This is a genomic window from Acinetobacter sp. OYA S30 (genome assembly GCF_033599315.1).
GTDB lineage: Bacteria > Pseudomonadota > Gammaproteobacteria > Pseudomonadales > Moraxellaceae > Acinetobacter > Acinetobacter baumannii.
Map to the genome: position 1 here is coordinate 1 of NZ_JAWVAV010000023.1, position 24,427 is coordinate 24,427.

Genomic DNA, 24,427 nt, shown 5'->3' on the forward strand with positions numbered 1-24,427 from the left:
CGTTTACGTCGAACCACCTACAAATGGCGCTGAGCTAACTCAGTTTATCGACATATCGCCTAAAAAAACTAGACACCTAATACTTGAAAAGCAGACTATATAGCCTGCTTTTTGAAATCTTTGTGGAAATCCACATTAAACTTTAATATCTGGAGCTCTTATCGAGATTTGAACTCGAGACCTCTCCCTTACCAAGGGAGTGCTCTACCACTGAGCTATAAGAGCGACTATCCTTCGATGGAGCGGGAGACGAGGATCGAACTCGCGACATGCAGCTTGGAAGGCTGCCGCTCTACCAACTGAGCTACTCCCGCAACGTTGGTAATAACCACTTCACTCGAAGTTTAGAGATGGTGGTGAGAGAAGGATTCGAACCTTCGAAGCTTTCGCAACAGAGTTACAGTCTGCCCCCTTTGGCCGCTCGGGAATCTCACCAATATCGCACTTATCTACAGTGCCGTTCTTTACTCAATTAACTTAACACTTTAAAATGGTGCCGGCACACGGATTCGAACTGTGGACCTACTGATTACAAGTCAGTTGCTCTACCAACTGAGCTATGCCGGCGCTTCTTAGTGTTTCGTACGTTTCGTATCGGAACGGTGTGCAGTTTAGCAAAACTTCCAAACGATGCAAGCGGTTTTTTTAAAAAAACCGCTAAAAACTTATAAAATCAATCCGTTTGACGATAATTCAACCGCTTTGATCACTGCGCGAGCTTTTATTTGGGTTTCATTCCACTCAGATTCCGGATTTGAGTCAGCAACTAGCCCTGCACCAGCCTGTACATACACCTTTTTGTCACGGATAACACAAGTACGGATTGCAATCGACATATCCATTTCACCATGCCATCCCAAATAACCAACAGCCCCGCCAAAAACTCCCCTTTTCACAGGCTCTACTTCATCAATAATTTCCATTGCGCGAATTTTTGGGGCACCTGATAACGTTCCTGCCGGAAAGGTGGCTTTAAATACATCAAGTGCATCAATATCATCACGCACTTCACCTTGTACATTTGAAACAATATGCATGACATGTGAATAGCGCTCAATCACCATTTGATCCGTGACTTGGACTTTACCTATCTTCGATACGCGCCCTACATCATTTCGCCCAAGATCAATCAGCATTAAATGTTCAGCAATCTCCTTTTCATCAGACAGCAAATCTTTTTCTAATGCTATATCTTCTTCTTTAGTTTTACCGCGCGGTCTAGTTCCTGCCAAAGGTCGAACTGTAGCAATACCATTTTCTAAACGAGATAAAATTTCCGGTGATGAGCCAACAATATGAAATGGTTTTTTATCAGTAATCGTTTGCCCTTGAACCAAGAATAGATAAGGTGATGGATTTAAATGACGTAATGCACGGTAAACCTGTAAAGCTTCTCCATCAAAATCAGAAACCATACGCTGCCCAGGTACAACCTGCATCACATCGCCTGCACGGATATACTCTTTAACCTTCTCTACCGTCTCTAAGAATTTTGCTTTACCAGTAATTGATTCAAAATGCGGAGGCGTATGTGGTCGCGCTTGCAAACTAACTGGAGTCGCCAACAACTGTTCTAATTGATCTAATTTTTGCTGAGCGTCTTCATAAGCATTACTCTGCTCTGTATCCGCATGCACAATTAAAAATAGCGTATCTTTAAGATTGTCAAAAACAATGACTGTCTTTGAGAGCATCAACCATAAATCTGGTAGCGCAATCGGATCAGCCGCAGGTACATTCTTTAAACGTGGCTCGATATAGCGGACAGCATCATAGCCCAAATAACCCACCAAACCGCCCGTAAAGCTTGGTAAGTCCGGTAAGAGTTTAGCCGCAGGAACTTTAAATTGTTTTTGGAATTCACGGATATATTGGAATGGGTCTAGACAATTTTGCTGTGTTACTGATCCGTCAGCATGTTGTATAGATAAAACGCCAGCGTTACAGGAAAAAACTGTTGATTCGCCTAAACCAATCATAGAGTAGCGCGCCCAGTTTTCGCCCCCTTCAACAGACTCAAATAAGTAAGCCTGTGTTTGATCCTTAAAACGAGCAAAAACAGATAATGGGGTTTCTGTATCCGCTAAACGTTGACGATAAACAGGAATGGTATTGTAACCAGCAGCCTTAAGTTGCTCGAATTGCGCTAATGTTGTCATGAATCTTCTCTAATATGGTTTCGATTTAAAAGTGTGTTTTTCTAGATTCGGTTTAGACACGCCATCGAAAAACCATACGCTTATTCATTCTTATCTCCATTTTCTTCATTAGACAATTAACTCAGCAAGACTATCAACAACTTGCTGAGGTTGGCAATCATAGATATTCTCTCCATGATTATAGCCATAGCTAACCACAATACAATCAATTCCAGCACGGCGTGCAGCTTCAATATCATTACTTGAGTCGCCAATCATTAATGATTGTGAAGCAGATATTTTTAGGCTTTCCATGCAATGCAATAATGGTAGTGGGTGCGGCTTTCTTTCAGGTAAGCTATCTCCTCCAAGTACAACTTGAAAATAAGAAGAAAGCTCTAGCGCATCCAGTAACCCTTGAGCAAGTTTGACAGGCTTATTAGTCACACATGCCATTTTAATATTCAAAGTTTGGCAATGTTTTAAAAACTCAGGTACGCCTGGGTAAATTTGAGTATTCACACACAGCTCCGCACCATATACCTCTACAAATTTCTGTAATAAAACTTTATGTTGTTCAACATCTAATTTTCCAAATATATGAAGCAGAACACTTTCACAAAGTTTTGAAGCCCCTTTACCTACCCATTCCCGTATTTGTGCTTCTGTTACCAATGGCCAACTGAGTGATTGCAGACTTAAGTTCATAGACCGATATAAATCGGCAGCGGAGTCAACCAACGTTCCATCTAGGTCAAATAAAATTAAATCGCGCTTACTTAGTTGTGCAACAGACATTTTCTTCTACTCAAAATTAAAAAGGCATGCGTTTAGCATGCCTTGATTGTAAAAGCACCAACGAATTATTTAAAGAATAACCACGCCAATACAGCTAAAATCACTAAAATAATAATGGTCACTAGACCAATAGATGCATTCTTCTGCTGCTCTTTCTCTTCAGTAACCCGAGAAATTGGCTCCTCAATAGCAACAGGAGTTTGTTCTGGCTGAGCATGAATATCCACCCCTTCAGGAATCGGTGCGGGTTTTGGCACAGAAACTCGCTGAGGCATTCCATCACGACTCACTTCAGTTTCTGCTGCACGCTCCGCAATACTTGGCATACCTTGATCGCTTAAATCTTGTATCGGTGCAGTTTGTACTGGCTCCACCTCTATTTCAGGTAAATCAGTATTTTCTTGTGCAGGGGCGAAAACTGAAAATTTTAAACTTGCGAATTGAACAATATCACCATCATGCAACTGTTTTTCTTGCTCAATACGAATATCGTTCACAAACGTACCATTCGATGAATTAAGGTCTTGCACCCATAGCGCTTGATCTTTTAACAGCAATGCTGCATGGCGTCGTGAAATTTCAGCAGCCTGTAGTAATAAATCGGCATCTTGATGACGTCCCACCAACATATCACGATCAACATTAATTTCTTGGCCAGTAAATTCACCAGTAATTGCTTGTAATTTCCAAGTCATGCCTATGTCCTATTCATTTTTTATTAATCATAACATGCTACTACGGCGCTGTGCTTGGACGCAGTGTCGTTGTTGTTACTGTATTTTTAGTACGATTAATTTCAGGATCAGGCAACTGTAGTGTTTGCTTTTGGACGGTAGGTTCTACAGCTACCGGCGTAGTTATGGTCGAACTTTTACCACCTGATGGAACCTGTTGGTAATTTTTTGGCTTAGAGGCAATACTCGGCGGGGTCATTTTTTGGTTATAAATATCATCAACTTGCTCAGGTAATTTTGCAAAGTTGCCATTTTTATCCATAGCCAATTGCAAGCTATAAAGTTGATTATAGCGCTGCTGAGATAAACGGCGTACATCATTTGCATCGCCCACAATTGTTGGGTGAATAAAAACGAGAAGGTTACGTTTAGTATTGCTTCGAGTATCTGAGCGGAATAAACGTCCTAAATAAGGAATACTACTTAAGCCAGGAATGCCCTGACGGTTAAACTCAACGTCATCTGAAACCAAACCACCTAAAACTACTGTTTGGCCATGTTCGGCTAATACAGCCGTTTTAATAGCACGTTTATTAGTAATTAAGTCCGCAGCTTGTCCTTTACTTGCTTGAACATTTGAAACTTCCTGTTCAATTTCAAGGCGAACTGTACCATTCTCACCAATATGAGGAATGACTTTTAATGTTACACCGACATCTTTACGCTCCACAGTTGTATAGGGATTGATACCTGTACTATTGGTAGTGACCGAACCTGTTACAAATGGAACGTTTTGACCTACAACAATATAAGCCTCCTCATTATCCATAGTCACAATAGAGGGAGTAGACAATAAATTAGAAGCTGTATTCTCTTTTAAAGCTTGGATTAGGGCTCCATAAAGTTGACGAGAACCATCTGCACCTTCTTTATATTTTCCTAATGCGATTGAGCTACCAGCACCAATTGCGCTTCCCAAACCAGCAGCTCCTCCTGTTAAATAGCCAGCTGCCAGCGAAGCTAAACTTGAACCCGCATTTGTAAAGTTAATCAAGCCTATACCACTATTAATATCACCAAGAGCCCATTGCACCCCTAACTGATCCGCATCTTTACCAGAGACTTCAATAATTGCAGCTTCGATGAGTACTTGTTGACGGCGAACGTCAAGTTGCTGAATCGCAGACTCAATTTCACGCATTAATTGGGGATCAGCTTTAACTACCAATGAGTTCTGAGCATTATCTGCAATAATACTCACACCGTTTTGATTAAAGCTGGTGATATTGTTCTGATTACTACTGTTCGAATTACCGTTTAGGTTAATTGCAGGAGTTGAAATTGAGGTACCACTTGAACCCGATGTATTTGAACCAGAATTCTGGTTATTACCAATTAAACTATTAATCGGATTCGATGAGTTAGATGAATTATTACTATTATTCGATGAAGATACTGCCTGTCCTGTGACTAAGCCTTGCAAAATTTCAGACAAGTTTTTAGCACTGGCATACTTCAAACGGAAAACTTTTAAGCCACCTAAACGATCTGCCGAAGGTACATCCAGCATCTCAATCATATGACGAATACGTTTACGTGTTTGCGGATCACCTTTTATTAAAATACGGTTTGTCCGATTATCAGCAATAATACGAATACGGGCACCACTAAAATCTTTAGATGCGCCTGTTGCGCTCATCGCTTCAAGCTGGGTAATAATTTCTTCTGCTTGGCTCGACTGAAGCGTGATCGCTTCAATATCATTTTGCCCAGTTCCATCCAAGTTACGAATAATATTTTCAAGTTGATAAATATTCGCAGCTCTATCAGAAACAATAAGTGCATTGGTTCCTGCAATTGCCGCCATATGTGCAAATTGCGGCATTAAGGGACGGAGTGCTGGAATTAAGTCATTTGGATTAGTATTTTCCAGCCAAATCACACGTGTAACGATTTGATCACCACGGACCCTATTTCTAGAATCATAAGGAATTCCCGAGTTTTTAACATTGCTATCCGGTACAAGCTTAATGGTATTACCAGAAGGAATTGCAACCACCCCGTTTACATTTAAGACCCCAAGAAATAGATCATAAACTTCATCTTTATTTAATGGCTTATTAGAAATAACCGTGACATTACCACGTACTCTCGGATCTACAGCGAAGTTCTTTCCTGTAATGTCTGCAACTTCATTAATAAAGGCAGTTAAGTCAGCATCACGTAAATTGATCTTCCATGTTTGGGCATAGGCACTGCTACTTACTGTCGCAATCAATGGGGCTGCTGCAAGTAATGCCCAAAGTGGACGTTGATGATTCAATAAAGCCATAACTCGCGATATTTCCTAACTCTTATGGTGACGTGTTATCACTAAAAATTTTGTTGTATGGTCATCACTTGATCACCACGTTTTATTTCTATTTTTACTTGCCCTGCTCGACGAGCCTGCTCAAGTAATTGCACATCTGTTTGCCCTTGCCCAACCGTTTGACCATTCAAAGAGACAATTCGATCGCCAGGCCTTAAACCTAACTTATTTCTAAGTGCAGTCGGTGTACGTTCTGTAACTTCATAGCCTTCACCTGAGTTACCACTTACCCCCATATCTCGGAGGTATTGCTCTCGGTTACCTTGCATCTGCTGGATCGCTTGTCCCAATGCCTGTTGGGCCGTATTCATAGGCTCTGTAGGTTGAGATGGTGTAGCACTTTGTTGTGAAGCATCCGGAGTCATTGGTTGATATAAACCATTTGGCAAACCTTTGAACTGAAGTTCACGGGTACTGCCATTTCCTTGACTCAACACAACATGATCCCAATACACCTCTGCCAATTGGTAAGAAGTTGAACCAATGGTTTCACCAACTCGATAACGCTCAGCAGTATTATCAATTTTAATAACAGCAGAGGAAAACCGGTTTGGATAGCCGACCATTACACCCTGCAATTCTAAATTCACGCTTTCTTGAGCCGCATTGGCAGAAGGTTCGTTAAAAAGTGAAAAAGTACTAATATTTGGTATTTGTGGTTGTTGAGAACCGAGTTCTACCCGATCAAATTGCATCAGTTGAGGAGGCGCAATCACCAACCAAAAAAATGAAGCGAGTTTCCAGCATAACCATAAAATTAAAATGGCAAGGACCACTACACTCAGTCGATCTAATTTTTGCCATTGCAATTGCTGTAATTTATCAATCCATACTTTCATTAGTTACCACCTTGTAATAATGGTTGGCGAGAACTAATGACAAAAGTATCCAAACCAGCTTTACCGTCATATGATGGAACATTGAGTAATAAACGCTGTGTGAGCTGAACATCCAGCATCATATTGGCATCTAGTAAAAGATTGGCCATTTTTTGATTACGCTGATCACGGATGTCCACTTGTAGTTGTCCGTTCTGGTCAGTCAACTGCCCACTTAAAGAAGGCATATTCATACGATCTTGACGATCACCAATATTATAAATGAGCGCTCCACCACCCCAATGCAATTGCCCATCAACTGCCGCAAAGCCTTGCTCTTTTTTATAATTAAATTGGATATCTTTAAGTTGAATACTATTTACAGGCCATTGCCAATTTACAACTTGCTTCAGTGTTTCTGGAGCAATCTGGCCATTCATATCCCTTACAATAACTTTTTTTCCAAAACCATACGCCATAATCCCCGTTAATTGCGTATTACCACTATGAATATCAACATCTGCAGCAAAGCGTAATAAAAGTAAGTCTAGCGGTCTCGTTTTCCAGTGGATAGTGCCTCGTAACGCTCCACGGTGCCAGTCTGCCTGCCCCTGCCAGATATTGCCACTTACATTATGGACAGTTTGATTATTCTTTGAAAATTTAGAGATAAGCCAAGTCGCCGGAATTTGTAAAATAATAAAAATTAAAAATGCAATGAGGGCAAAAAACCACCACTTCCATTGCTTAGACTTTTTCTTCATTCAGCCTTACCAACATGCAAATTATCATCCTTATATGAGAGTTCCTCTCTAGTCTGACATTATGCATACTTTTTCAACATCGCCAATTCACTTCATATAAAAAAACCAAGCAATCGGGCTTGGCGTCTCGCTAAAGACTATAAGTTGAACGTATGACAAAATCATGAAATTTACGATTGATCTTGCTAAATGAAAATTTAGTCTCAACAATGCTCTTAATTAGGAATTCAAGCACCTTATTGAATATTCATATTTAAAATAAATTTTTTTAATTCTTTTAAAAATAAAAAAGCCAAGCAGAATCGCTTGGCTTTTTAAGAGGCAATACAATTAGATTAAGAAATCTTCAAGTTTTGCACCTTTTTCAATTTCAGCAACTAACCAACGTGGTTGTTTACCGCGACCAGTCCAAGTCTCTTCAGCATTGTTTTTGTTACGGTAACGTGGTTCTACAGATTTACGTGTTGTTTTCTTACGTTTTTGAGCGCCAAATTCTAGAAGCTGTTCAACACTAAAACCTACATTTTCAGCAATTTCGATAATTTGATTATAAGCATCTTCGATTGCTTGATCTTTTTTGCTTGCAATTAAAGCTTCTGCTTCTTCTTGTAAGCGTTTTAACTCTTCAACAGATAATTCACTAATATCCGGTTTCATTAATAAATACTCCAGTCTTACTGACAATTCAAATAATACAGACAAAATTTAAAAACATTAAATCATAACCAATAGTATTTATAATCTATTCAATAAGCAATAGTTTGAAAGTCAAGTTCATCAGAATAACGCTATAAATTTACTTTTTAATTACATTAGTAATTATAATTGTAATATATTTTCTTAATATTTATTTAAGCTAAATGTATTAAATCATGCCCAACTGATTTTTCTAATTCAATAATTTTACTTTTTACTTCACTTGGTATTTCACATTTTAATCCTGTCATTTTATTCACACAAACCATAACTGCTTCACCTGTAGCAACGATTTGCTGCTGAGATTCACTCCATAATATATAAGCCATACGGAACGCGCTCTTACGTAGCTCTTCTACACGAACCCCTACTTTCAATACATCTGGATAAAACACAGGTTTTAAATATTTGCACTGACTTGAAGCAACAACAGTATATATATTTGGAGTCAATATATTTACATTTTCCATATATAAAATACGTGAGCTTTCAATATATCTATAATATTGCACATTATTGACATGACCAAAAGCATCCATATCTCCCCATGCTACTTTCTGGTCGTATATTACAGGGTAGACAGACAGTTCTTTCATTTTTACCTCAGATTTTAAATTTTAAAAAATTCGCATCATTTTCAAAGATTAGGTTTAACTGTTTGATTAACTCATCATCTTCTTTTAAGGTTGATTTAATACGTAAATAGCTCATTAAAATATTATCTGGATATAAACTTAATAATATTTCTGCTTCAGCGTGACGACCTGTTGCCATGTAAACATGCCATTTTGCAAATGTTAAAACTGGCAAATTCATATATTGAGATTCAAATTGATTAATCTTTTCTTCGACATCGGCATAGTCAGGAACCTGCTTAAGCAATTGTTGCTGAAACCATAAGTAAAATACGTCCGGATCGAATTGCTCTTTGAGTAAATGCAAGGTTAATGCTTCATGCTGAATACTCATTTCTGGCATACGGGCCAAAAGTTTTAACCATAACAATTTACTGCTATAAGGTCTGGTTTGAATTTCTGACTCTAAATCCAGATAGCGCTGTTGCAGTGCTTGTAAATCATCAATTGAAGCTTGATCAAACTGTTGAAGTAATTGTTGTAACCATAAATCACGATGTTCAGCGTCCAACAAACCATATTTCATAGAACGCAAGTATACCCATGGTTGTTGTAAAGCAAGCTGGCCCCAAAGCGCCGTTAAACGTTGTTGATATGCTGTCTCAATCTCTTCAAGCCATGGCGATAACTGATGCTGATATAAAAACTCAAGATGGGTTAAGGCACGTTCAGCTTCGTTTTGTGCCAAGAATATTTCAATACGCTGTAATTCTGCTAACTCAAAAGCCATTGGTGGGGATTGATCCAAGGCCTCTAAAGCTTTTTGGTAATCTCCACTTAAAACTAGAAATTTGGCATCAATAATATTTTTTAGAAGGCCTGATTGAGTAAAAACACGTTCGATAAATACCCGTTGATCTTCAGCAGCCTCTAATAACCAGACAATACCTAATTGTTCATATGGATGAAGATTTTTAAACTGAAAAATATTCTCTCTCTTTCTTTGTTCCCGAGAAGAATAACGCTTAATCCAGAGCCATATCACCTGAGCAATAAAGCTCATCACAACAAACGTAAGGACTAATCCCCATACATTTGTTTGCAATTGCAATTGCCGCCAGTAAATATAGACATAACCCATACCATAGCCATAACTAAATAAAGCCAAGGCTGCGAAAAGGGCTAAGCTAATTAAAAAGTAAACCCACAGGAGATGCTTCATATGTCCTCCTTATGAGCCGATTAGACCAAGTGTCGATAATTTAGGAACAGGCACTACAGATAAATGTGCCACTTTAGCAATACGGGTTTTGAGTTGTTGGCTAGTCGCATCGGGTAATTCATTTAGTTTTTGCATTACTGTCTGCAACTCATTTTGATATTCAGCCATTTTTCCTTGGTTTAAAGCTTGCTCAGCAATTAACAGCCTTAATTGCACTTCTTTAAGCACTACACTTCGGTTCATTAAATTAATAGACGGCGTTTCTACTTTCTCAATACGGAACCATTTTTTCCACCATGACACAGCCTCGGATTGGTCCATCTCAAATTTAGGCTGTTTTAAGGCTTGCTGAATATTTTTATCAATATTCTGGAGTAAATCATCAATGAGTTGATGTCGCTGATTTTGAGCAAGTACAAACTGTTGAATAGCCTGCTTATCTTGCTCAAGAGCCTGATTTAAGCTGTGTTGTAATGCAGGAGCAATTCCATATTGTGGTAGGGTTTGCTGTAGTTGGGTTAGATGATCTACAGCATAAATAAATTGCTGTTGGTCAATTGCAAATTGGATTAACTCTAATTTTTGTTTAATTAATACGGTCGGTGCAATTCCGGTTTGAACAATTTCAGTCGTTGCTAAAGGCGTTGTTTTAGAATTATGACTTGGTTGATTTTGAATTTGTCTTTGCAAAGCAACCAATTGATCATTCAAATTGGCATATTGCTGTTCAGATTGCAGCAAGTTTTGCTGAAGTTCAGGGACGGTACGAGAAATTTGCCACATATCGTAGCTGAGCTTAGCCACCCAAGCGATGCCCAGCAAAATGATGATAGAAACAAGTTTTCTCATACGAATCCTTATAATGCCTGAATGTGATGAATCATCCCCGAAGGCGATAAATTTTCAAGTTGAATAATGTGAAAATGAGCTTGTTGCTGATCGCGATAGTCTTTAACAAGTTGAAAAAGGCGTGGTCCTAAAACTAAATATACGCAATCAGGTTGTGCCTTATTTTTTAAACAAAGCTCTAACCAGTATTTCCAGCTCGCCTCACTGGTAATTAAGACGAGCCATTTATCTAAATTATAATTTGAATTCTGTGTCAGATGTTTGAATGTCGAATATGAAGCTTGCGGGCACTGCCGGCGATATAGAACAAAATTTAAAATCTGAATTCCTTGCTGTTGCAAAGTTTCCATCATAAATTGACGGCCGCCTTCACCTCTCCAAAAAGCCACACTACCTGATTTTTTCATACAATGAAGGAGAGGTAAGTTAAGCATCCCCTCGGAAGTTTCAACCTCAGGAACATGCGCTTCAATCCCATAGTCGTGAAGACGATTAGCCGTCGCCTGTCCCACCGCAATCCATTGAATATGTTTTAGCTCATCTATTTTTAAACCACTTTGTGCTAAATACTGCATCCCCACATCAACAGCAGTGGGACTAACCACTACAATCGCTTGTGCGCCAGTTAACTGCTGATAGAGTTGAGAGAGTGATTCTGAAAAAGGTTGAGCAACCAGTTCTAAAAGAGGTAAAGACTCGACCTGAAACCCCTTATTCTGCAAAGCATGAGTTAATTCAGCCGCACGCGAGTCAGGTCGGGTATTAATAAACAACATAGCGTTAGTAGAGGGCCTTTAATAAATCACCAGCGCCTTGATCAAGTAAGTTCCGAGCAAGGTTTTCACCTAATTGCTGAGCATTATTCGCTTCATCTGTAAGCTCAGCCCGTAATAATGTTTGCCCATCAACACTACCTACACGGCCTTCAATATGAATTTTTCCATCTTGGAGTGTTGCATAACCTGCAATCGGCACCTGACAACCACCTTCAAGATAGGCATTGAACGCTCGCTCAGCACGTACACATACATCTGTCTCTGGGTGTAGAAGTGGCTGAATTAAAGCCAACACTTCTTGGTCATCTGCACGGCATTCCAAACCAAGAGCGCCCTGTCCCACCGCAGGCAAACTTACACTTGGCTCGATACAGTGGCGAATGCGTTCTGCCAATCCTAAACGTTTTAAACCAGCACTCGCCAAGATAATAGCATCATATTGACCATCGTCTAGCTTCGCTAAGCGGGTACCGACATTACCACGTAAATCAATAATTTGTAGATCTGGACGTTGTTTTAAAATTTGTGATTTACGACGTAAACTTGAGGTGCCAACTTTTGCTCCTTGCGGCAAATCAGCAAATTTTTCAAATTGATTCGAAACAAAAGCATCTAACGGATCTTCACGTTCGCAAATTACGGCCAAAGTTAAACCTTCTGGTAATGCCATCGGAACATCTTTCATTGAATGTACAGCAAGGTCCGCACGACCATCTAAAAGTGCTGCTTCCAATTCTTTAACGAACAACCCTTTGCCACCAATTTTTGCTAAAGGTGTATCTAAAATTTTATCGCCTTGCGTGACAAACTTAACCAACTCCACCGTTAAATCTGGGTGAAGCTCCTGTAAACGGGCACGAATATGTTCTGCCTGCCAAAGAGCAAGTGGGCTTTGTCGTGTAGCAATTTTCAAGGTTTTCATAAATTCAAGCATAGGCTGGTCAAACAATACACCCTAAACTTAACTTGATCCCTTAAAATTGCAAGTAAAATCTCACAAGCAAAAATAAGATGAATACAGGTTAAAGTTGGTGTATCCGTTCTCTAAGGGTAGATAAATGACGGCGGCTTACGGAAAGTCTTTCATCTAAGCCACGTAAGCGAACCTGATATTGGTCCGAACTTACTAGCTCTAAACCATCTAAATAAGCAATCGAGACCAATGCATTACGGTGAATACGGATGAACTGATCTGCGAACTCAGTTTCAAGTTCTTTAAGTGTTTCGTCAATCAATACGCTGCCATTTTTATGACGTACCGTGACATATTTCTGATCTGCTAAAAAGTAATAGATATTTTCAACAGGAATTAGCTCAACCCCACGATAGGTTTTAGCAGCAATTTGATGACGTTGTGTTTTTAAATCCTGTAAAAGCTCAGGTTTAGGCAAAGCGCTGAGCTGCGCTTGCGTTAGCTGGGTTAATTGCTTAAATGTCTGCTCCAGCTCTTGAGGATCAATGGGCTTAAGAAGATAAGCTTGTGCTTGTGACTTAAATGCCTCCAATGCATGCTGATCATAAGCTGTGCAAAACACTATGGCAGGTCGAAGATTAAGTTGGCTTAATTGCTCCGCACAGACGAGACCATTCATACCCGGCATCTGGATATCAAGTAAAATCACATCTGGGTGATGAAGCCGTGCCTGTTCCAAGGCATCTTGGCCATGATGAGCTGTTGCGACAACCTCATGTCCCATCTTTGAAACTAAACGTGACAATCGTTCCACTGCAAGTGGTTCGTCATCACAAATTAGCACCTTCATTCATCCTCCTTGTCACCGTTAACTTGGTCCATTTTTTTATGGTTAACTCTGACTGACTTATTATTTTGATTGGTATTGATAGCTCATAAGAGTGGTATATAAAGCCTCACCCTTATATACCTGGAATCTCACTGAATTCCCATAATACGCTTTTAAGCGCTGTTTAACATTTTCAAGAGCGATTCCATGCCCTTTCCGTGAATTTATTGTATCGTGTGTATAAGGGTTGGTAATGACTATACTGACCTGATTTTGCAATATTTCAACCAATACCCCAATGGTTGCTTTACCCATCATTGGCTCTACCCCATGAAAAATACTATTCTCTAATAAAGGTTGTAATGTCAATAAAGGAATAGTGACCTGTTTTAATTGCAAAGGTTCAATTTCCACTTTCCATTCGACTTTTAAACGCTCGCCCAAACGTATTTGCTCAATCATTAAATATTGCTTACTAAGCTCAATTTCTTCATGCAAGCTCACTAATTTTAATTCTTGAAAACTCGCCCGAAACAGTCGTGACAGGCTAATTAACATACTTTCTGCTTTATCTGGATCTATCGTTATTAAACTCACCACATTATTTAGACTATTAAATAAAAAATGAGGATGAATGCGAGCCTGCATTGCCTGAATACGGGCATTTAATTCTGCATATTGTTGGTGTAACCATTGTTCTCGAACATATAAATAACGCAGACAAAAGGCCCCTAATAATATTCCATAACTTAAATATAAAAGGACATTGGTAAAATAAATGCTCCAGTCCTGCGCTATAACAGATGTTTTTTTCAAAACTCCGAACTCAAAAAAATTGCTTATTATGGTGGTTACCACAACTATCGCTTGCAGCATAACAAAGCCAATTACCAAAGCATATTTTTGCTGTAGCTGACTAAAAAAATCCTGAAAATGTTCAACCAAGGCAAAAAAAGACAAAATCACCCAGTTAATAAAAACGATGTATTGTAAAAGACGTGAGCCGTTTAATGCATGCCAAGACTGTGCTTCAGCCAAAGCTAAAACCAGAGCTAAAACATTACTTGCGATAATTAATTCTAATAAATGTTGCCAACGATCAATTTTCGTAAAAAAATAGGAGGAATTTTGATTTCGATATGCTGTAGAAAACAACTTTGTTTGTTGAGCTTCGGCAAGTGATATACTCTTTTTTATTTTACTGAGCCACCATGACCACATCTTCAAATCCCCCTAATTCAGCAGCCCCAAACCAAACCTCAGGTATGTGGGGTGGTCGTTTTTCTGAAGCGACGGATGCTTTTGTAGCCGAATTTACCGCCTCTGTTCAATTTGACCAGCGTTTTTATAAGCAAGACATCGCTGGTTCTATTGCGCATGCTACCATGCTTGCGAAAGTTGGCGTACTGACAGAAGCAGAACGAGACGACATTATTGAAGGTTTAAGCACCATTCGTGCAGAAATTGAAGCTGGAACTTTTGAATGGCGTATCGATCTTGAAGATGTTCACATGAACATTGAATCACGTTTGACTCAACGTATCGGTATTACAGGTAAAAAACTTCACACTGGTCGTAGCCGTAACGACCAAGTTGCAACTGATATCCGTCTTTATCTCCGCGACGAAATTGACGACATTTTAGGCTTATTAGAGCGTTTACAAAAAGGTTTGTTGGGCTTGGCTGCCAAAAATGTAAATACTATTATGCCTGGCTTTACACACTTACAAACAGCTCAACCGGTAACTTTCGGCCATCACTTGTTGGCATGGTTTGAAATGTTAGTTCGTGATACTGAACGTCTTCAAGACTGCCGTAAGCGTGTTAACCGTATGCCACTTGGGTCTGCGGCTCTCGCTGGTACAACTTACCCGATTGATCGTGCTTATACAGCAGAGTTACTAGGCTTTGAAGCTGTATCTGAAAACTCTCTTGATGCTGTATCTGACCGTGATTTTGCTATCGAATTTAATGCAGCAGCATCTTTAATCATGATGCATTTATCGCGTATGTCTGAAGAACTTATTCTTTGGACTTCTGCACAGTTTAAATTCGTAAATATTCCTGATCGCTTCTGTACTGGTTCTTCAATCATGCCGCAGAAGAAAAACCCTGATGTTCCAGAACTCATCCGTGGTAAATCTGGCCGCGTATTTGGTGACTTAATTAGCTTACTTACGCTTATGAAAGGTCAACCACTGGCTTACAACAAAGACAACCAAGAAGATAAAGAACCTTTATTTGATGCCATTGATACCGTTCGTGGTTCACTCATGGCGTTTGCTGACATGATCCCTGCATTGGTTCCAAATGTTGAAATCATGCGTGAAGCTGCTCTTCGCGGATTCTCTACAGCAACTGACCTTGCTGACTATTTAGTGAAAAAAGGCGTTGCGTTCCGTGATGCACATGAAATTGTAGGTAAAGCTGTTGCATTAGGTGTTGCTGAAGAAAAAGATTTATCTGAGTTAACACTTGAGCAATTACAACAATTCTCTGACCTAATTACAGCAGATGTATTTGATAAAGCTTTGACACTAGAAGCTTCGGTAAATGCACGTGATCATATTGGCGGAACTTCACCAAAACAGGTTGAAGCTGCGATTGCACGTGCCCATAAACGTCTAGAACAGTTATACGCTTAAGGATACAAAATGAGTCGACAAGTATTTTGCCGTAAATACCAAAAGGAAATGGAAGGATTAGACTTTGCTCCATTTCCGGGTGCTAAAGGTCAGGAATTTTTTGAAAATGTTTCTAAGCAAGCATGGCAAGAATGGTTACAGCACCAAACTACGCTAATTAATGAAAAGCGTTTAAACGTGTTTGAACCAGAAGCGAAAAAATTCCTTGAAGAGCAACGTGAGAAGTTCTTCAATAATGATGAGAGCGTTGAAAAAGCGGAAGGCTGGAAACCAGAATAACAGGTTTATTCCAAGCCCATCATTTTTTAAAAAGGCAGGTTTATATACATAGACCTGCCTTTTTTTACGTGAAACTTACACAAACATATAAAGCCTTACATAGAGCGCACAGGACTCTACATGACATGAAATGGCTGAAACTTTAATATCAATTCATAGCAAGTAAGACACGATCCCTGTCGTGTTTTCTCTTAATGCACTTGATTTTCTGTCCTGAACTTCCCCCCAAAGTTCGGGATATTTTTTTATCTATTATTTAAAAAAAATAAAAAGCCTTGTTTCAAACAAGGCCTTTAAATATCTCAGCTCACATATTACTTTTCGTGTACTTTTGCTTCAATTTCTTCAATTTTGGTATGGCGTGCATCAAAGCCTTTTGCCATGTAAATGACTTGTTCAGCAATATTACGAGCGTGGTCACCAATACGCTCTAAAGAACGTAAAACCCACATGACATTAATCACACGAGCAATATGACGCGGGTCTTCAATCATATAAGTCATTAAAGTACGCGTTGCCGACTGATATTCACGGTCGATGTCAGCATCAGCTAAAAGTACACGTAATGCTTGATCTGCATCTAAACGTGCAAAAGCATCAAGTGCGTCATGAATCATGACTCGTACTTGGTTACCAATATGACGTGTTTCCATATAGCCACGAGGAGAACCGCCCTCTTCACATAGATTTTGCGCAATACGGGCAATTTTTGCAGCTTCATCCCCAATACGCTCTAGGTCAGTATTGGCTTTACTCATGGCAATTACCATACGCAAGTCAATTGCTGCCGGATGACGACGTGCCAAAATCAGCGTCAGCCCTTCATCAATATCACGTTCATATTGATTGACTGCATTATCTTTAAATTGAACATCAATTGCTAAGTTCGCATCTGTATCAAGCAAAGAATGAATTGCATTGGCAACCTGTTGTTCGACCAAGCCACCCATGGTCATAAACTTTGTGTTCACATCTTGCAAATCTTCATTAAATTGAGAAGAAATATGATGGCTTAACACTGGATTACTCGGACTCAAGGGAAGCCTCCAACATGATGGCGCAGGGATAAAATGATTGAGCATTAAAACACATCAATCATTAAATTTTTATGACAAAATTAAATTTCAGATAAAAGCATTTTTTATTATTGATACGTTAACCAGCTATTTAATTCAACTAGATCTTTTTCTCCTAGCTGACCTACAGCCGCTTTTAAACGTAATACATTTAATAAATAGTCATACTGAGCATTAAGATAATCCTGTTTTGCTGAAAAAGCATTACGCTGCGCCAATAAAACATCGACCATACTTTTTAAGCCTTCGTTATAACTTGCTTTTGAAGCTTGAGAAACAAGTGCTGAAGAGTCCATTGCCGCCTTTCTTGCTTCAAGTTTTGCTCGGTCGGTATCTACCTGCATAAAAGCACTTTTCACATCGACATTGGCACGGCGAATGGCCGCATCAAGTTGGGCTTGCGCTTTATTTAACTCCACACTGGCTTTTTTAATAGAAGTTCGTGTCCGGCCTCCATTAAATAAGTTCCAGTTCATTTCTACCCCGACCTGATCAAACTTCCCATCAGTCGAAATCAGCGTTTCTGGCGTTTGTTTGGTATAGCCATAACTCGCCACTGCATCTATCTGTGGATAAAGTGCAGCTTTTTCCACACGACGTTGATCTTCAGCATATCGCTTTTGTAAACGTGCTTGTTGAATCTTTAAATTTTGCTGTTGGGCTAATCCTAACCACTCATCGAGCTGTGCCGGATAAGGTTTTTGAAAGATAAAATCACTTCTCAATACAGCAAGCCTATCTTGATAAGGACCAATATATTCAGATAGTTGCTCTTGAGCCAATAGAAGCTGCACATTGGTAGCAATACGGTTGGCTCTGGCATTTTGATACTGGGCATTTGCTTCACTCACATCACTACGTGCTACCAACCCTTCTTTAAGCTTGGCGTTCATCATATTGAGCTGTTCAAGCAAAGCTTTTTCTTCTTGTAAATATGCAGCGGTAAGTGCCTGTTGACGCAGTACATTAAAATAGGCTTCAGCTACATTTAAAACATGATCTTGTTTTTGCAGTTTTAAAGTAATTTCACTAAGAGCAACCGAAGTTTTAACCTGTTTATAACCTTCCCATGCATCCATACGAAAAAGAGGCTGACGGGCAGATAAAGTTGCTTGTTTGGTAGTCGATGTATTACTTACCAAAGCATCGGAAAGTCCTTCCTGATCAACACCAGGAAAATTTGAACGCTTTACCGTTTGTCGATTACGGGTAATATTTCCAGATAATGTAACTGTTGGTAGTAAAGCGCCTGTTGCTAAGCCTAAATTAAGCTGATCTGCTTCAAACTGTTGTTGATTCGCTTGCCACGTCGGATCATTTAGTTTTGCGCGCTCATAAGTTTCAACTAAATCTAGAGCAAAACTCGACGATGTAAAACTCCATAAACCAGCAACAAGCATTAATTTTATTTTCATTGTTTAAATCAACGATAAAACTTGGCTTTAAGACTAAGAAAAATTTAATTTAAACTCAAGCCAGTAAAAGTTTTCATTTTTTATGTATTTTCAGGCTTTGATAACATCAAAATACAAATGAAAATCAAAAACATGCCTACCCACCCAATCCATGAGACACTTTCGCCAACCAAAACAATGGCAAAAATCGCTGCAACAAGAGGTTCAAATAAAGTTAAAGTGGTGGCTTTACTGGCATTTACAGTTTTTAACCCGAAACCAAAAAGCAAATAACCCAAAAACATAGGAATCAGCATCATATAGCCAGCAACAAGTAAATTTGTTGAACTTTGCAGTAACCCACCACCTGTAATTAATAAAGTTGGAAGCAAGATGACTGCCCCACCACCCATAATCATGCCCATTGCAGCTTTAGCAGCAATACCTCGGTCTATTAATCTTTTTGCAGCCCATGAATAAAGTGAATATGTTGCACCCGCTACCAGCCCAAGAAAAATACCAAAAATTTTATTCCATTCATTTGTACTCTCTTGTGCTGCGTGGCTTTCGCCCATAGATAATAAACTTACCCCCACAACACCCAACACAAAACTTAGGAACCACGTTTTAGATAAAACTTTACGGTCAAAGAATCGCTCTAAAACTGCTGCAATGAGTGGAGCCGAACCAATTGAAACCACCGTACCAATCGTAATTCCGGCATAATGCATGGAAGAATAAAAAGCTAGGGGATATATCCCAACTGCCACAACACCTAAAAGAATAATAGAAATATTTCGCCCAATAAATTGTCGGTGTTCCCGAATGGCCTGAGATGCAATCAATGCCTGTAAAAGCCCACCTCCCCCCATAGCAACCGCGCCAATTGCAAGTGGTCCGAGTGTTGGGGCAAATGCTGCGGCTGTGCCCGTGGTTCCCCATAAGAAAGAGGCTACTAAAATTGCAATAGTGCCACCATAACTACTATTTTTAATAAGGCTAATCATGTTGGCATTCTCGATCTAAAATATCTTCTGCCATTTGTCTCGCTAATTGAAGTTGACGGCTACTACCCTCTAAACCAGCTCTTGCCATCGACCCTTCTAATAAAAAAGAAAGTTGTGAGGCGATATAGCTAACACGCTGTGAATCTTTTAATAAGTGATTTAAATGCTCGGCAACAATCGCCTCAACTTGTTCTTTATGCTGTCTTACAGCATTTCGTCCTGAACTATTTGCTGGGAACTCTGCGGCAGCATTTAATAGCCCACATCCTCTAAAACCCTTTTCATAAGCAAACTCGGCATGATCTTGATAGGCATCAAATACGGCCAAAATAGCTTCTTTCGCTGTTTTTGTTTTTTCTAAACGCTTTTGATAAAGGTCTAACCACTCTTGATGCCGTGCAGCAATATAGGCATCAACAAGTTCACCTTTTGAAGAAAAATTATTGTAAAGCGACATTTTAGCTACATCTGCTTTAGCCGTAACCGTATTAATTCCTGTTGCAGTAATGCCATCGTTATAAAACAGTGTTGCCGCTGCATCGAGAATTTTCTGTCTTGCTGTTCTATCATTCATAGCTTTTACTTAAGTAGACCGACCTACCTAATAATAAAGATTTCTAACAGTGATGCAATCTTTTTAAGCGTTATAATTTGAGCAAGATCAATTTCGATAAAAATATAAAGATGAAAAAAATTCTAATGATGAGTATGTGCGGCGCACTACTTTTAACTGGCTGTAATAAAACATCACAGCAAGATCAAACTGTATCTAAAGAGCAAAAATCAACTGCGCAAAAGGCCACCGAACAGCGAGACAGTAGCTGCTTACAAATTATGGTAGCCATGCACACGATTAATCAGAACAGTAAAATAGAAGACTTAAATCAAATTAATGAAAAGCTTAAAACCTGTGTTCCTTCGTTAAAAAATGAGGAACAGCTTAAGCTAATTGATGCATCAACTGCCATGTATCAGCGTTTTCTAAAACAAGCCTACACTGATAAAACAGCTAGAGCTTTTGAAGCATTTGGCTATGCTGTTTTAGAACAGAAACAAGACCTTAAAAAGGTGATTCAAAGTCAGAAAAAGCTCTTCGCCCAACTGAGCCCGCGTGATCAATATTTACTTCAACATGAAGGCCAAGCCTATATTGACCTGCTCTATCAAGGTGAAGGTATGTTTACTTATCGCCGCCAGCCAAACTACTTAGTTGATGTTTTTTCTAAGGCTTTACCCGCTGACCAGAAAGAATTTTTATCTCGCATGGCAAAAGACAATCAAGACATTTTCTATAACGATGGTGCTTTGGCTGTTTCATGGAAAGAGCTTACTGAACGTGCTTTATTTTGGGAAAAGTTTATTCAAAAATATCCAAAGAGTTATTTTATTAATGATGCCAAATTACTCTTTAATGAATATCGATACTTCATTTTCTTTGGTCTAGATAACACACCTGTGTCAAATGAATATGCCCCGAACACATGGTTTGACCCTGATGCACTTCAGCAAATCCGCTTTTTATCAACTCAGAGCCAATCAAGTTTAGCGAAACCTGCCCAACAATTTCTTAAATTTATTGCCACCCCTGTCGATGAGCGCAATAAGCAATTTAAAATAGATTTAACTGATGAAAATGGGCAAAAGAAATCTACCTATCAGATTGTGCATGAACAACTTGAGCAGCTATTAAAATTTGATTCGCCATGGAACACGGAAGTCTATCGTGACTGCCATATAGATGCGGTTTGTATAGATACAAATTGACAATGCCAGCCAACCTAAAACATGTTAGTCTTTAAATCGCTTGACGGAGCGCGAGTAATAGCTCGCTGAGATTGTGTAAATTTCGTGTTATCGCAACACCAGTTTGATCACAAGTACCGTTGAACCTGATCAGGTTAAGACCTGCGTAGGAATCAAGCCATCTGAAAACCTAAGCCCTCAATTTATCTAGTTCAAGATAAATCCGCCATCGTTTTTGGTCGTGCTTGATTCGTTGATGTTATTCATAAGGATCATGTGATGAACCAATTAACGAATCTCTCTTCTGCTGAAATTTCAGCACAACATGAACAAGATGCAAAAGACTTAACCCGCATCTTACCCGCTTCTAAAAAAGTTTATATTGAAGGCTCTCGCCCTGATATTCAGGTTCCAATGCGAGAAATTTCTTTAACCGATACCCCAACTGGCCTTGGTGGTGAGCACAACCCACCTATTATGGTATATGACACTTCAGGTGTTTATACTGACCCGAATGTTCAAATTGATTTAAACAAAGGTTTACCTTCAGTTCGTCAAAAATGGATTGAAGAGCGTAACGATACTGACGTTCTTTCTGGCCTAACTTCAAAGTTTGGACAGGAGCGTTTAAAAGATATTCGTACTGCTGATATTCGCTTTGCACATATTCAAAACCCACGCCGCGCTAAAGCAGGCAAAAATGTCACTCAAATGCACTATGCCAAGCAAGGTATTATCACGCCTGAAATGGAATATATTGCAATTCGTGAAAATCAGCGTCAACGTGAAGCTGTAGATATGCGCCAGCACCCAGGTCAAAACTTTGGTGCGAAAAACTTAAAAGAAATTACACCTGAGTTTGTTCGCCAAGAAGTTGCCGAAGGCCGCGCTATTATTCCTGCCAACATTAACCACCCAGAACTTGAACCAATGATTATTGGCCGTAACTTCTTGGTTAAGATTAATGCCAATATTGGTAACTCGGCGCTTGGTTCTTCAATTGATGAAGAAGTTGCGAAAATGACATGGGCAACCCGTTGGGGCGCTGACACCATTATGGACTTGTCTACAGGTAAGAACATTCATGAAACACGTGAATGGATTATTCGTAACTCACCAGTTCCAATCGGTACCGTACCAATTTATCAAGCACTTGAAAAAGTTGATGGTGTTGCCGAGAACCTGACTTGGGAAATCTTTAAAGACACGCTTATTGAACAAGCTGAACAAGGTGTTGACTACTTCACCATTCACGCAGGTGTTCTACTTCGTTATGTGCCACTTACAGCAAACCGTTTAACAGGTATTGTGTCTCGTGGTGGTTCAATCATGGCGCAGTGGTGTCTCGCTCATCATGAAGAGAACTTCTTATACACACACTTCGATGAAATCTGTGAAATCATGAAAGCCTATGATGTGTCATTTAGCTTAGGCGATGGCTTACGTCCGGGTTGTATTCAAGATGCAAATGACGAAGCGCAGTTCAGCGAACTTAAAACACTGGGTGAGCTGACTCACCGTGCATGGGAACATGATGTTCAGGTCATGATTGAAGGTCCGGGTCACGTACCAATGCACATGATTAAAGAGAACATGGACTTACAGTTGGAAGTGTGTAAAGAAGCTCCATTCTATACGCTTGGGCCTTTAACCACAGATATCGCTCCGGGTTATGACCACATTACTTCTGCTATTGGTGCAGCCATGATTGGCTGGTATGGCACAGCAATGCTTTGCTATGTGACACCTAAAGAACATTTAGGTTTACCAAACAAGAAAGATGTAAAAGACGGAATTATTACCTACAAGATTGCAGCACACGCAGCCGATCTTGCCAAAGGTCATCCGGGTGCACAGGTTCGTGATAATGCCTTGTCTAAAGCACGTTTCGAATTCCGTTGGGACGACCAGTTCAACCTAAGCCTAGACCCAGATACAGCACACAGCATGCATGACGAGACTTTACCAAAAGAAGCGCATAAATCTGCTCACTTTTGCTCAATGTGTGGTCCAAAATTCTGTTCGATGAAAATCACCCAGAATGTTCGTGACTATGCCAACAATCTCACCAATAGCGATTCAGAGGTTGAAGAAGGCCTCAAAGCGATGAAAGAGGTTTATCAAGAGCAAGGACAAAAACTGTATCATAAAGTGTAAATATTCAAAAAAAACACTTGCCTAGCCATGATTCTCGGTTAGGATGAAATAAATAGATTTCGTCCTGATCGAATCATGAGTATTGTCGAGCGTCCAAGTTATACATCTAAAGATGTCGAAGTAACATCACGTGAACCTCTGTTCAGTGGTTTTATTCAAGTTGAAAAAGTCAGCCTTCGACATCGTCTATTTAATCAATCTGAATATACTCCTGTATTGCAGCGCGAACTTGTGCATCGGCCTGAAGCGGCTGGCGTTCTACTCTACAATGATCAAAAACAACAGTTTGCCCTGATTGAACAGTTTCGTGTTGGTGCTTTAGATGACTCCCATTCGCCATGGCAACTCGAAATTATCGCAGGCGTATTAGATGGCAATGAATCACCAGAAAGTTGCATTCGACGCGAGAGCCTTGAAGAATCAGGTTGTGAAGTTCAGGATTTAGACCATCTATTTAGTTTTTACCCATCAGCTGGCGCCTGTTCAGAGTTATTTCATCTGTACGTTGCCGAAACCAATTTACCTGCTGTAGGTGGTGTTTTTGGGGTAGATAATGAGGGTGAAAATATTCAGCTGCATTTGTTTAGTTATAGTGAAATTCAAACACTACTCAACAGCGGACGTTTAAGAAATGCCCCTGTTATTATGGCATTACAATGGCTGACTCAACACAGCAAAACGATAATAAATCCGAAGAGGTAGG

At 39.6% G+C, this 24,427-nt stretch carries 23 protein-coding genes, 4 tRNA genes and 1 riboswitch; of the genes, 5 read left to right on the plus strand and 22 right to left on the minus strand.

Going from position 1 to position 24,427, the window contains the following annotated elements; all coding sequences use genetic code 11:
* Positions 1-150: 150 nt before the first annotated feature.
* The 18 genes from R5R67_RS12105 to R5R67_RS12190 form a co-directional block, all read right to left on the minus strand.
* Positions 151-225 (minus strand) — tRNA-Thr (locus tag R5R67_RS12105).
* A 13-nt stretch (positions 226-238) separates the two neighbouring features.
* Positions 239-314: transfer RNA gene (locus R5R67_RS12110), tRNA-Gly, on the minus strand.
* A 37-nt stretch (positions 315-351) separates the two neighbouring features.
* Positions 352-435, minus strand: a tRNA-Tyr gene (locus R5R67_RS12115).
* A 56-nt stretch (positions 436-491) separates the two neighbouring features.
* Positions 492-567: transfer RNA gene (locus tag R5R67_RS12120), tRNA-Thr, on the minus strand.
* 98 nt (positions 568-665) lie between these two features.
* A complete protein-coding gene (gene trpE, locus R5R67_RS12125) occupies positions 666-2,159 on the minus strand; it encodes an anthranilate synthase component I (RefSeq protein ID WP_000209083.1) in 1,494 nt (497 codons plus the stop codon).
* A gap of 108 nt (positions 2,160-2,267) precedes the next feature.
* The gene (locus tag R5R67_RS12130) at positions 2,268-2,936 is read right to left on the minus strand and encodes a phosphoglycolate phosphatase (RefSeq protein ID WP_000109463.1); all 669 of its coding nucleotides are present in this window, start codon (positions 2,934-2,936) and stop codon (positions 2,268-2,270) included.
* A 65-nt stretch (positions 2,937-3,001) separates the two neighbouring features.
* The gene (locus R5R67_RS12135) at positions 3,002-3,631 is read right to left on the minus strand and encodes an FHA domain-containing protein (RefSeq protein ID WP_000219965.1); all 630 of its coding nucleotides are present in this window, start codon (positions 3,629-3,631) and stop codon (positions 3,002-3,004) included.
* 40 nt (positions 3,632-3,671) lie between these two features.
* Positions 3,672-5,942 carry a type II secretion system secretin GspD gene (gene gspD, locus R5R67_RS12140; RefSeq protein WP_001196431.1) on the minus strand — a complete coding sequence of 757 codons (2,271 nt, stop codon included), beginning with the start codon at positions 5,940-5,942 and terminating at the stop codon, positions 3,672-3,674.
* Positions 5,943-5,983: 41 nt separating this feature from the next.
* Entirely contained in the window at positions 5,984-6,820 is an 837-nt protein-coding gene (locus R5R67_RS12145; protein WP_000870031.1) for a type II secretion system protein N, read from the minus strand.
* Entirely contained in the window at positions 6,820-7,563 is a 744-nt protein-coding gene (gene gspN, locus R5R67_RS12150; RefSeq protein WP_000730345.1) for a type II secretion system protein N, read from the minus strand. The genes R5R67_RS12145 and gspN overlap by 1 nt, the downstream gene beginning before the upstream one ends.
* Before the next feature lie 330 nt (positions 7,564-7,893).
* The gene (locus tag R5R67_RS12155) at positions 7,894-8,220 is read right to left on the minus strand and encodes an H-NS family nucleoid-associated regulatory protein (protein ID WP_000801427.1); all 327 of its coding nucleotides are present in this window, start codon (positions 8,218-8,220) and stop codon (positions 7,894-7,896) included.
* A 194-nt stretch (positions 8,221-8,414) separates the two neighbouring features.
* The gene (locus tag R5R67_RS12160; RefSeq protein WP_000661569.1) at positions 8,415-8,855 is read right to left on the minus strand and encodes an acyl-CoA thioesterase; all 441 of its coding nucleotides are present in this window, start codon (positions 8,853-8,855) and stop codon (positions 8,415-8,417) included.
* Positions 8,856-8,862: 7 nt separating this feature from the next.
* Positions 8,863-10,056 carry a heme biosynthesis protein HemY gene (locus tag R5R67_RS12165; RefSeq protein ID WP_181951916.1) on the minus strand — a complete coding sequence of 398 codons (1,194 nt, stop codon included), beginning with the start codon at positions 10,054-10,056 and terminating at the stop codon, positions 8,863-8,865.
* A gap of 9 nt (positions 10,057-10,065) precedes the next feature.
* A complete protein-coding gene (locus tag R5R67_RS12170; protein ID WP_001230194.1) occupies positions 10,066-10,905 on the minus strand; it encodes a hypothetical protein in 840 nt (279 codons plus the stop codon).
* Between the two features lie 8 nt (positions 10,906-10,913).
* The gene (locus tag R5R67_RS12175) at positions 10,914-11,681 is read right to left on the minus strand and encodes a uroporphyrinogen-III synthase (protein ID WP_000897416.1); all 768 of its coding nucleotides are present in this window, start codon (positions 11,679-11,681) and stop codon (positions 10,914-10,916) included.
* 4 nt (positions 11,682-11,685) lie between these two features.
* Positions 11,686-12,603, minus strand: coding sequence for a hydroxymethylbilane synthase (hemC, locus tag R5R67_RS12180; protein ID WP_002159654.1), 918 nt, complete (start codon positions 12,601-12,603; stop codon positions 11,686-11,688).
* 100 nt (positions 12,604-12,703) lie between these two features.
* Positions 12,704-13,444 carry a LytR/AlgR family response regulator transcription factor gene (locus tag R5R67_RS12185; RefSeq protein ID WP_135013325.1) on the minus strand — a complete coding sequence of 247 codons (741 nt, stop codon included), beginning with the start codon at positions 13,442-13,444 and terminating at the stop codon, positions 12,704-12,706.
* A 60-nt stretch (positions 13,445-13,504) separates the two neighbouring features.
* The gene (locus R5R67_RS12190) at positions 13,505-14,644 is read right to left on the minus strand and encodes a sensor histidine kinase (RefSeq protein ID WP_135013327.1); all 1,140 of its coding nucleotides are present in this window, start codon (positions 14,642-14,644) and stop codon (positions 13,505-13,507) included.
* Between R5R67_RS12190 and argH the strand changes: the two genes are divergently transcribed.
* Both argH and R5R67_RS12200 read left to right on the plus strand, forming a co-directional pair.
* Complete coding sequence (gene argH, locus R5R67_RS12195; protein ID WP_000213740.1) at positions 14,635-16,068, plus strand: argininosuccinate lyase; 1,434 nt, start codon at positions 14,635-14,637, stop codon at positions 16,066-16,068. The two genes, R5R67_RS12190 and argH, sit on opposite strands and share 10 nt — an antisense overlap.
* A gap of 9 nt (positions 16,069-16,077) precedes the next feature.
* Positions 16,078-16,347, plus strand: coding sequence for an oxidative damage protection protein (locus R5R67_RS12200; protein ID WP_000089996.1), 270 nt, complete (start codon positions 16,078-16,080; stop codon positions 16,345-16,347).
* Between the two features lie 314 nt (positions 16,348-16,661).
* Here R5R67_RS12200 and phoU read toward each other — a convergent pair whose 3' ends face one another.
* The 4 genes from phoU to R5R67_RS12225 form a co-directional block, all read right to left on the minus strand.
* Positions 16,662-17,384 (minus strand): phosphate signaling complex protein PhoU, encoded by a 723-nt coding sequence (gene phoU / locus R5R67_RS12205; RefSeq protein ID WP_000075183.1) that lies wholly within the window; start codon positions 17,382-17,384, stop codon positions 16,662-16,664.
* 107 nt (positions 17,385-17,491) lie between these two features.
* The gene (locus tag R5R67_RS12210) at positions 17,492-18,823 is read right to left on the minus strand and encodes a TolC family outer membrane protein (protein ID WP_000959169.1); all 1,332 of its coding nucleotides are present in this window, start codon (positions 18,821-18,823) and stop codon (positions 17,492-17,494) included.
* A gap of 95 nt (positions 18,824-18,918) precedes the next feature.
* Entirely contained in the window at positions 18,919-19,824 is a 906-nt protein-coding gene (locus tag R5R67_RS12220; protein WP_000624466.1) for a DMT family transporter, read from the minus strand.
* Positions 19,817-20,398 carry a TetR/AcrR family transcriptional regulator gene (locus tag R5R67_RS12225; RefSeq protein WP_000999891.1) on the minus strand — a complete coding sequence of 194 codons (582 nt, stop codon included), beginning with the start codon at positions 20,396-20,398 and terminating at the stop codon, positions 19,817-19,819. Before R5R67_RS12225 ends, R5R67_RS12220 begins: the two co-directional genes overlap by 8 nt.
* A gap of 110 nt (positions 20,399-20,508) precedes the next feature.
* On the opposite strand from R5R67_RS12225, the gene R5R67_RS12230 reads away from it, so the two are divergent.
* From R5R67_RS12230 to R5R67_RS12240, 3 genes are all read left to right on the plus strand, one after another.
* Positions 20,509-21,588 (plus strand): hypothetical protein, encoded by a 1,080-nt coding sequence (locus R5R67_RS12230; RefSeq protein WP_202977409.1) that lies wholly within the window; start codon positions 20,509-20,511, stop codon positions 21,586-21,588.
* 34 nt (positions 21,589-21,622) lie between these two features.
* A riboswitch (TPP riboswitch) is annotated at positions 21,623-21,757 on the plus strand.
* 89 nt (positions 21,758-21,846) lie between these two features.
* Complete coding sequence (gene thiC, locus R5R67_RS12235) at positions 21,847-23,724, plus strand: phosphomethylpyrimidine synthase ThiC (RefSeq protein ID WP_135013328.1); 1,878 nt, start codon at positions 21,847-21,849, stop codon at positions 23,722-23,724.
* Between the two features lie 75 nt (positions 23,725-23,799).
* Complete coding sequence (locus R5R67_RS12240) at positions 23,800-24,426, plus strand: NUDIX domain-containing protein (protein WP_135013330.1); 627 nt, start codon at positions 23,800-23,802, stop codon at positions 24,424-24,426.
* The last annotated feature ends 1 nt before the right edge of the window (position 24,427 follow it).

Bases quoted from the DNA above. Each gene is read 5' to 3' on its own strand.
- trpE (WP_000209083.1), bottom strand. From the start codon at position 2,159: ATGACAACATTAGCGCAATTCGAGCAACTTAAGGCTGCTGGTTACAAT.
- R5R67_RS12230 (WP_202977409.1), top strand. From the start codon at position 20,509: ATGAAAAAAATTCTAATGATGAGTATGTGCGGCGCACTACTTTTAACT.
- argH (WP_000213740.1), top strand. From the start codon at position 14,635: ATGACCACATCTTCAAATCCCCCTAATTCAGCAGCCCCAAACCAAACC.
- R5R67_RS12155 (WP_000801427.1), bottom strand. From the start codon at position 8,220: ATGAAACCGGATATTAGTGAATTATCTGTTGAAGAGTTAAAACGCTTA.
- R5R67_RS12185 (WP_135013325.1), bottom strand. From the start codon at position 13,444: ATGAAGGTGCTAATTTGTGATGACGAACCACTTGCAGTGGAACGATTG.
- R5R67_RS12220 (WP_000624466.1), bottom strand. From the start codon at position 19,824: ATGATTAGCCTTATTAAAAATAGTAGTTATGGTGGCACTATTGCAATT.
- R5R67_RS12175 (WP_000897416.1), bottom strand. From the start codon at position 11,681: ATGTTGTTTATTAATACCCGACCTGACTCGCGTGCGGCTGAATTAACT.
- R5R67_RS12190 (WP_135013327.1), bottom strand. From the start codon at position 14,644: ATGTGGTCATGGTGGCTCAGTAAAATAAAAAAGAGTATATCACTTGCC.
- R5R67_RS12240 (WP_135013330.1), top strand. From the start codon at position 23,800: ATGAGTATTGTCGAGCGTCCAAGTTATACATCTAAAGATGTCGAAGTA.
- R5R67_RS12200 (WP_000089996.1), top strand. From the start codon at position 16,078: ATGAGTCGACAAGTATTTTGCCGTAAATACCAAAAGGAAATGGAAGGA.
- R5R67_RS12160 (WP_000661569.1), bottom strand. From the start codon at position 8,855: ATGAAAGAACTGTCTGTCTACCCTGTAATATACGACCAGAAAGTAGCA.
- R5R67_RS12210 (WP_000959169.1), bottom strand. From the start codon at position 18,823: ATGCTTGTTGCTGGTTTATGGAGTTTTACATCGTCGAGTTTTGCTCTA.
- thiC (WP_135013328.1), top strand. From the start codon at position 21,847: ATGAACCAATTAACGAATCTCTCTTCTGCTGAAATTTCAGCACAACAT.
- gspD (WP_001196431.1), bottom strand. From the start codon at position 5,942: ATGGCTTTATTGAATCATCAACGTCCACTTTGGGCATTACTTGCAGCA.
- R5R67_RS12165 (WP_181951916.1), bottom strand. From the start codon at position 10,056: ATGAAGCATCTCCTGTGGGTTTACTTTTTAATTAGCTTAGCCCTTTTC.
- R5R67_RS12130 (WP_000109463.1), bottom strand. From the start codon at position 2,936: ATGTCTGTTGCACAACTAAGTAAGCGCGATTTAATTTTATTTGACCTA.
- hemC (WP_002159654.1), bottom strand. From the start codon at position 12,603: ATGAAAACCTTGAAAATTGCTACACGACAAAGCCCACTTGCTCTTTGG.
- gspN (WP_000730345.1), bottom strand. From the start codon at position 7,563: ATGAAGAAAAAGTCTAAGCAATGGAAGTGGTGGTTTTTTGCCCTCATT.
- R5R67_RS12145 (WP_000870031.1), bottom strand. From the start codon at position 6,820: ATGAAAGTATGGATTGATAAATTACAGCAATTGCAATGGCAAAAATTA.
- R5R67_RS12225 (WP_000999891.1), bottom strand. From the start codon at position 20,398: ATGAATGATAGAACAGCAAGACAGAAAATTCTCGATGCAGCGGCAACA.
- R5R67_RS12135 (WP_000219965.1), bottom strand. From the start codon at position 3,631: ATGACTTGGAAATTACAAGCAATTACTGGTGAATTTACTGGCCAAGAA.
- R5R67_RS12170 (WP_001230194.1), bottom strand. From the start codon at position 10,905: ATGAGAAAACTTGTTTCTATCATCATTTTGCTGGGCATCGCTTGGGTG.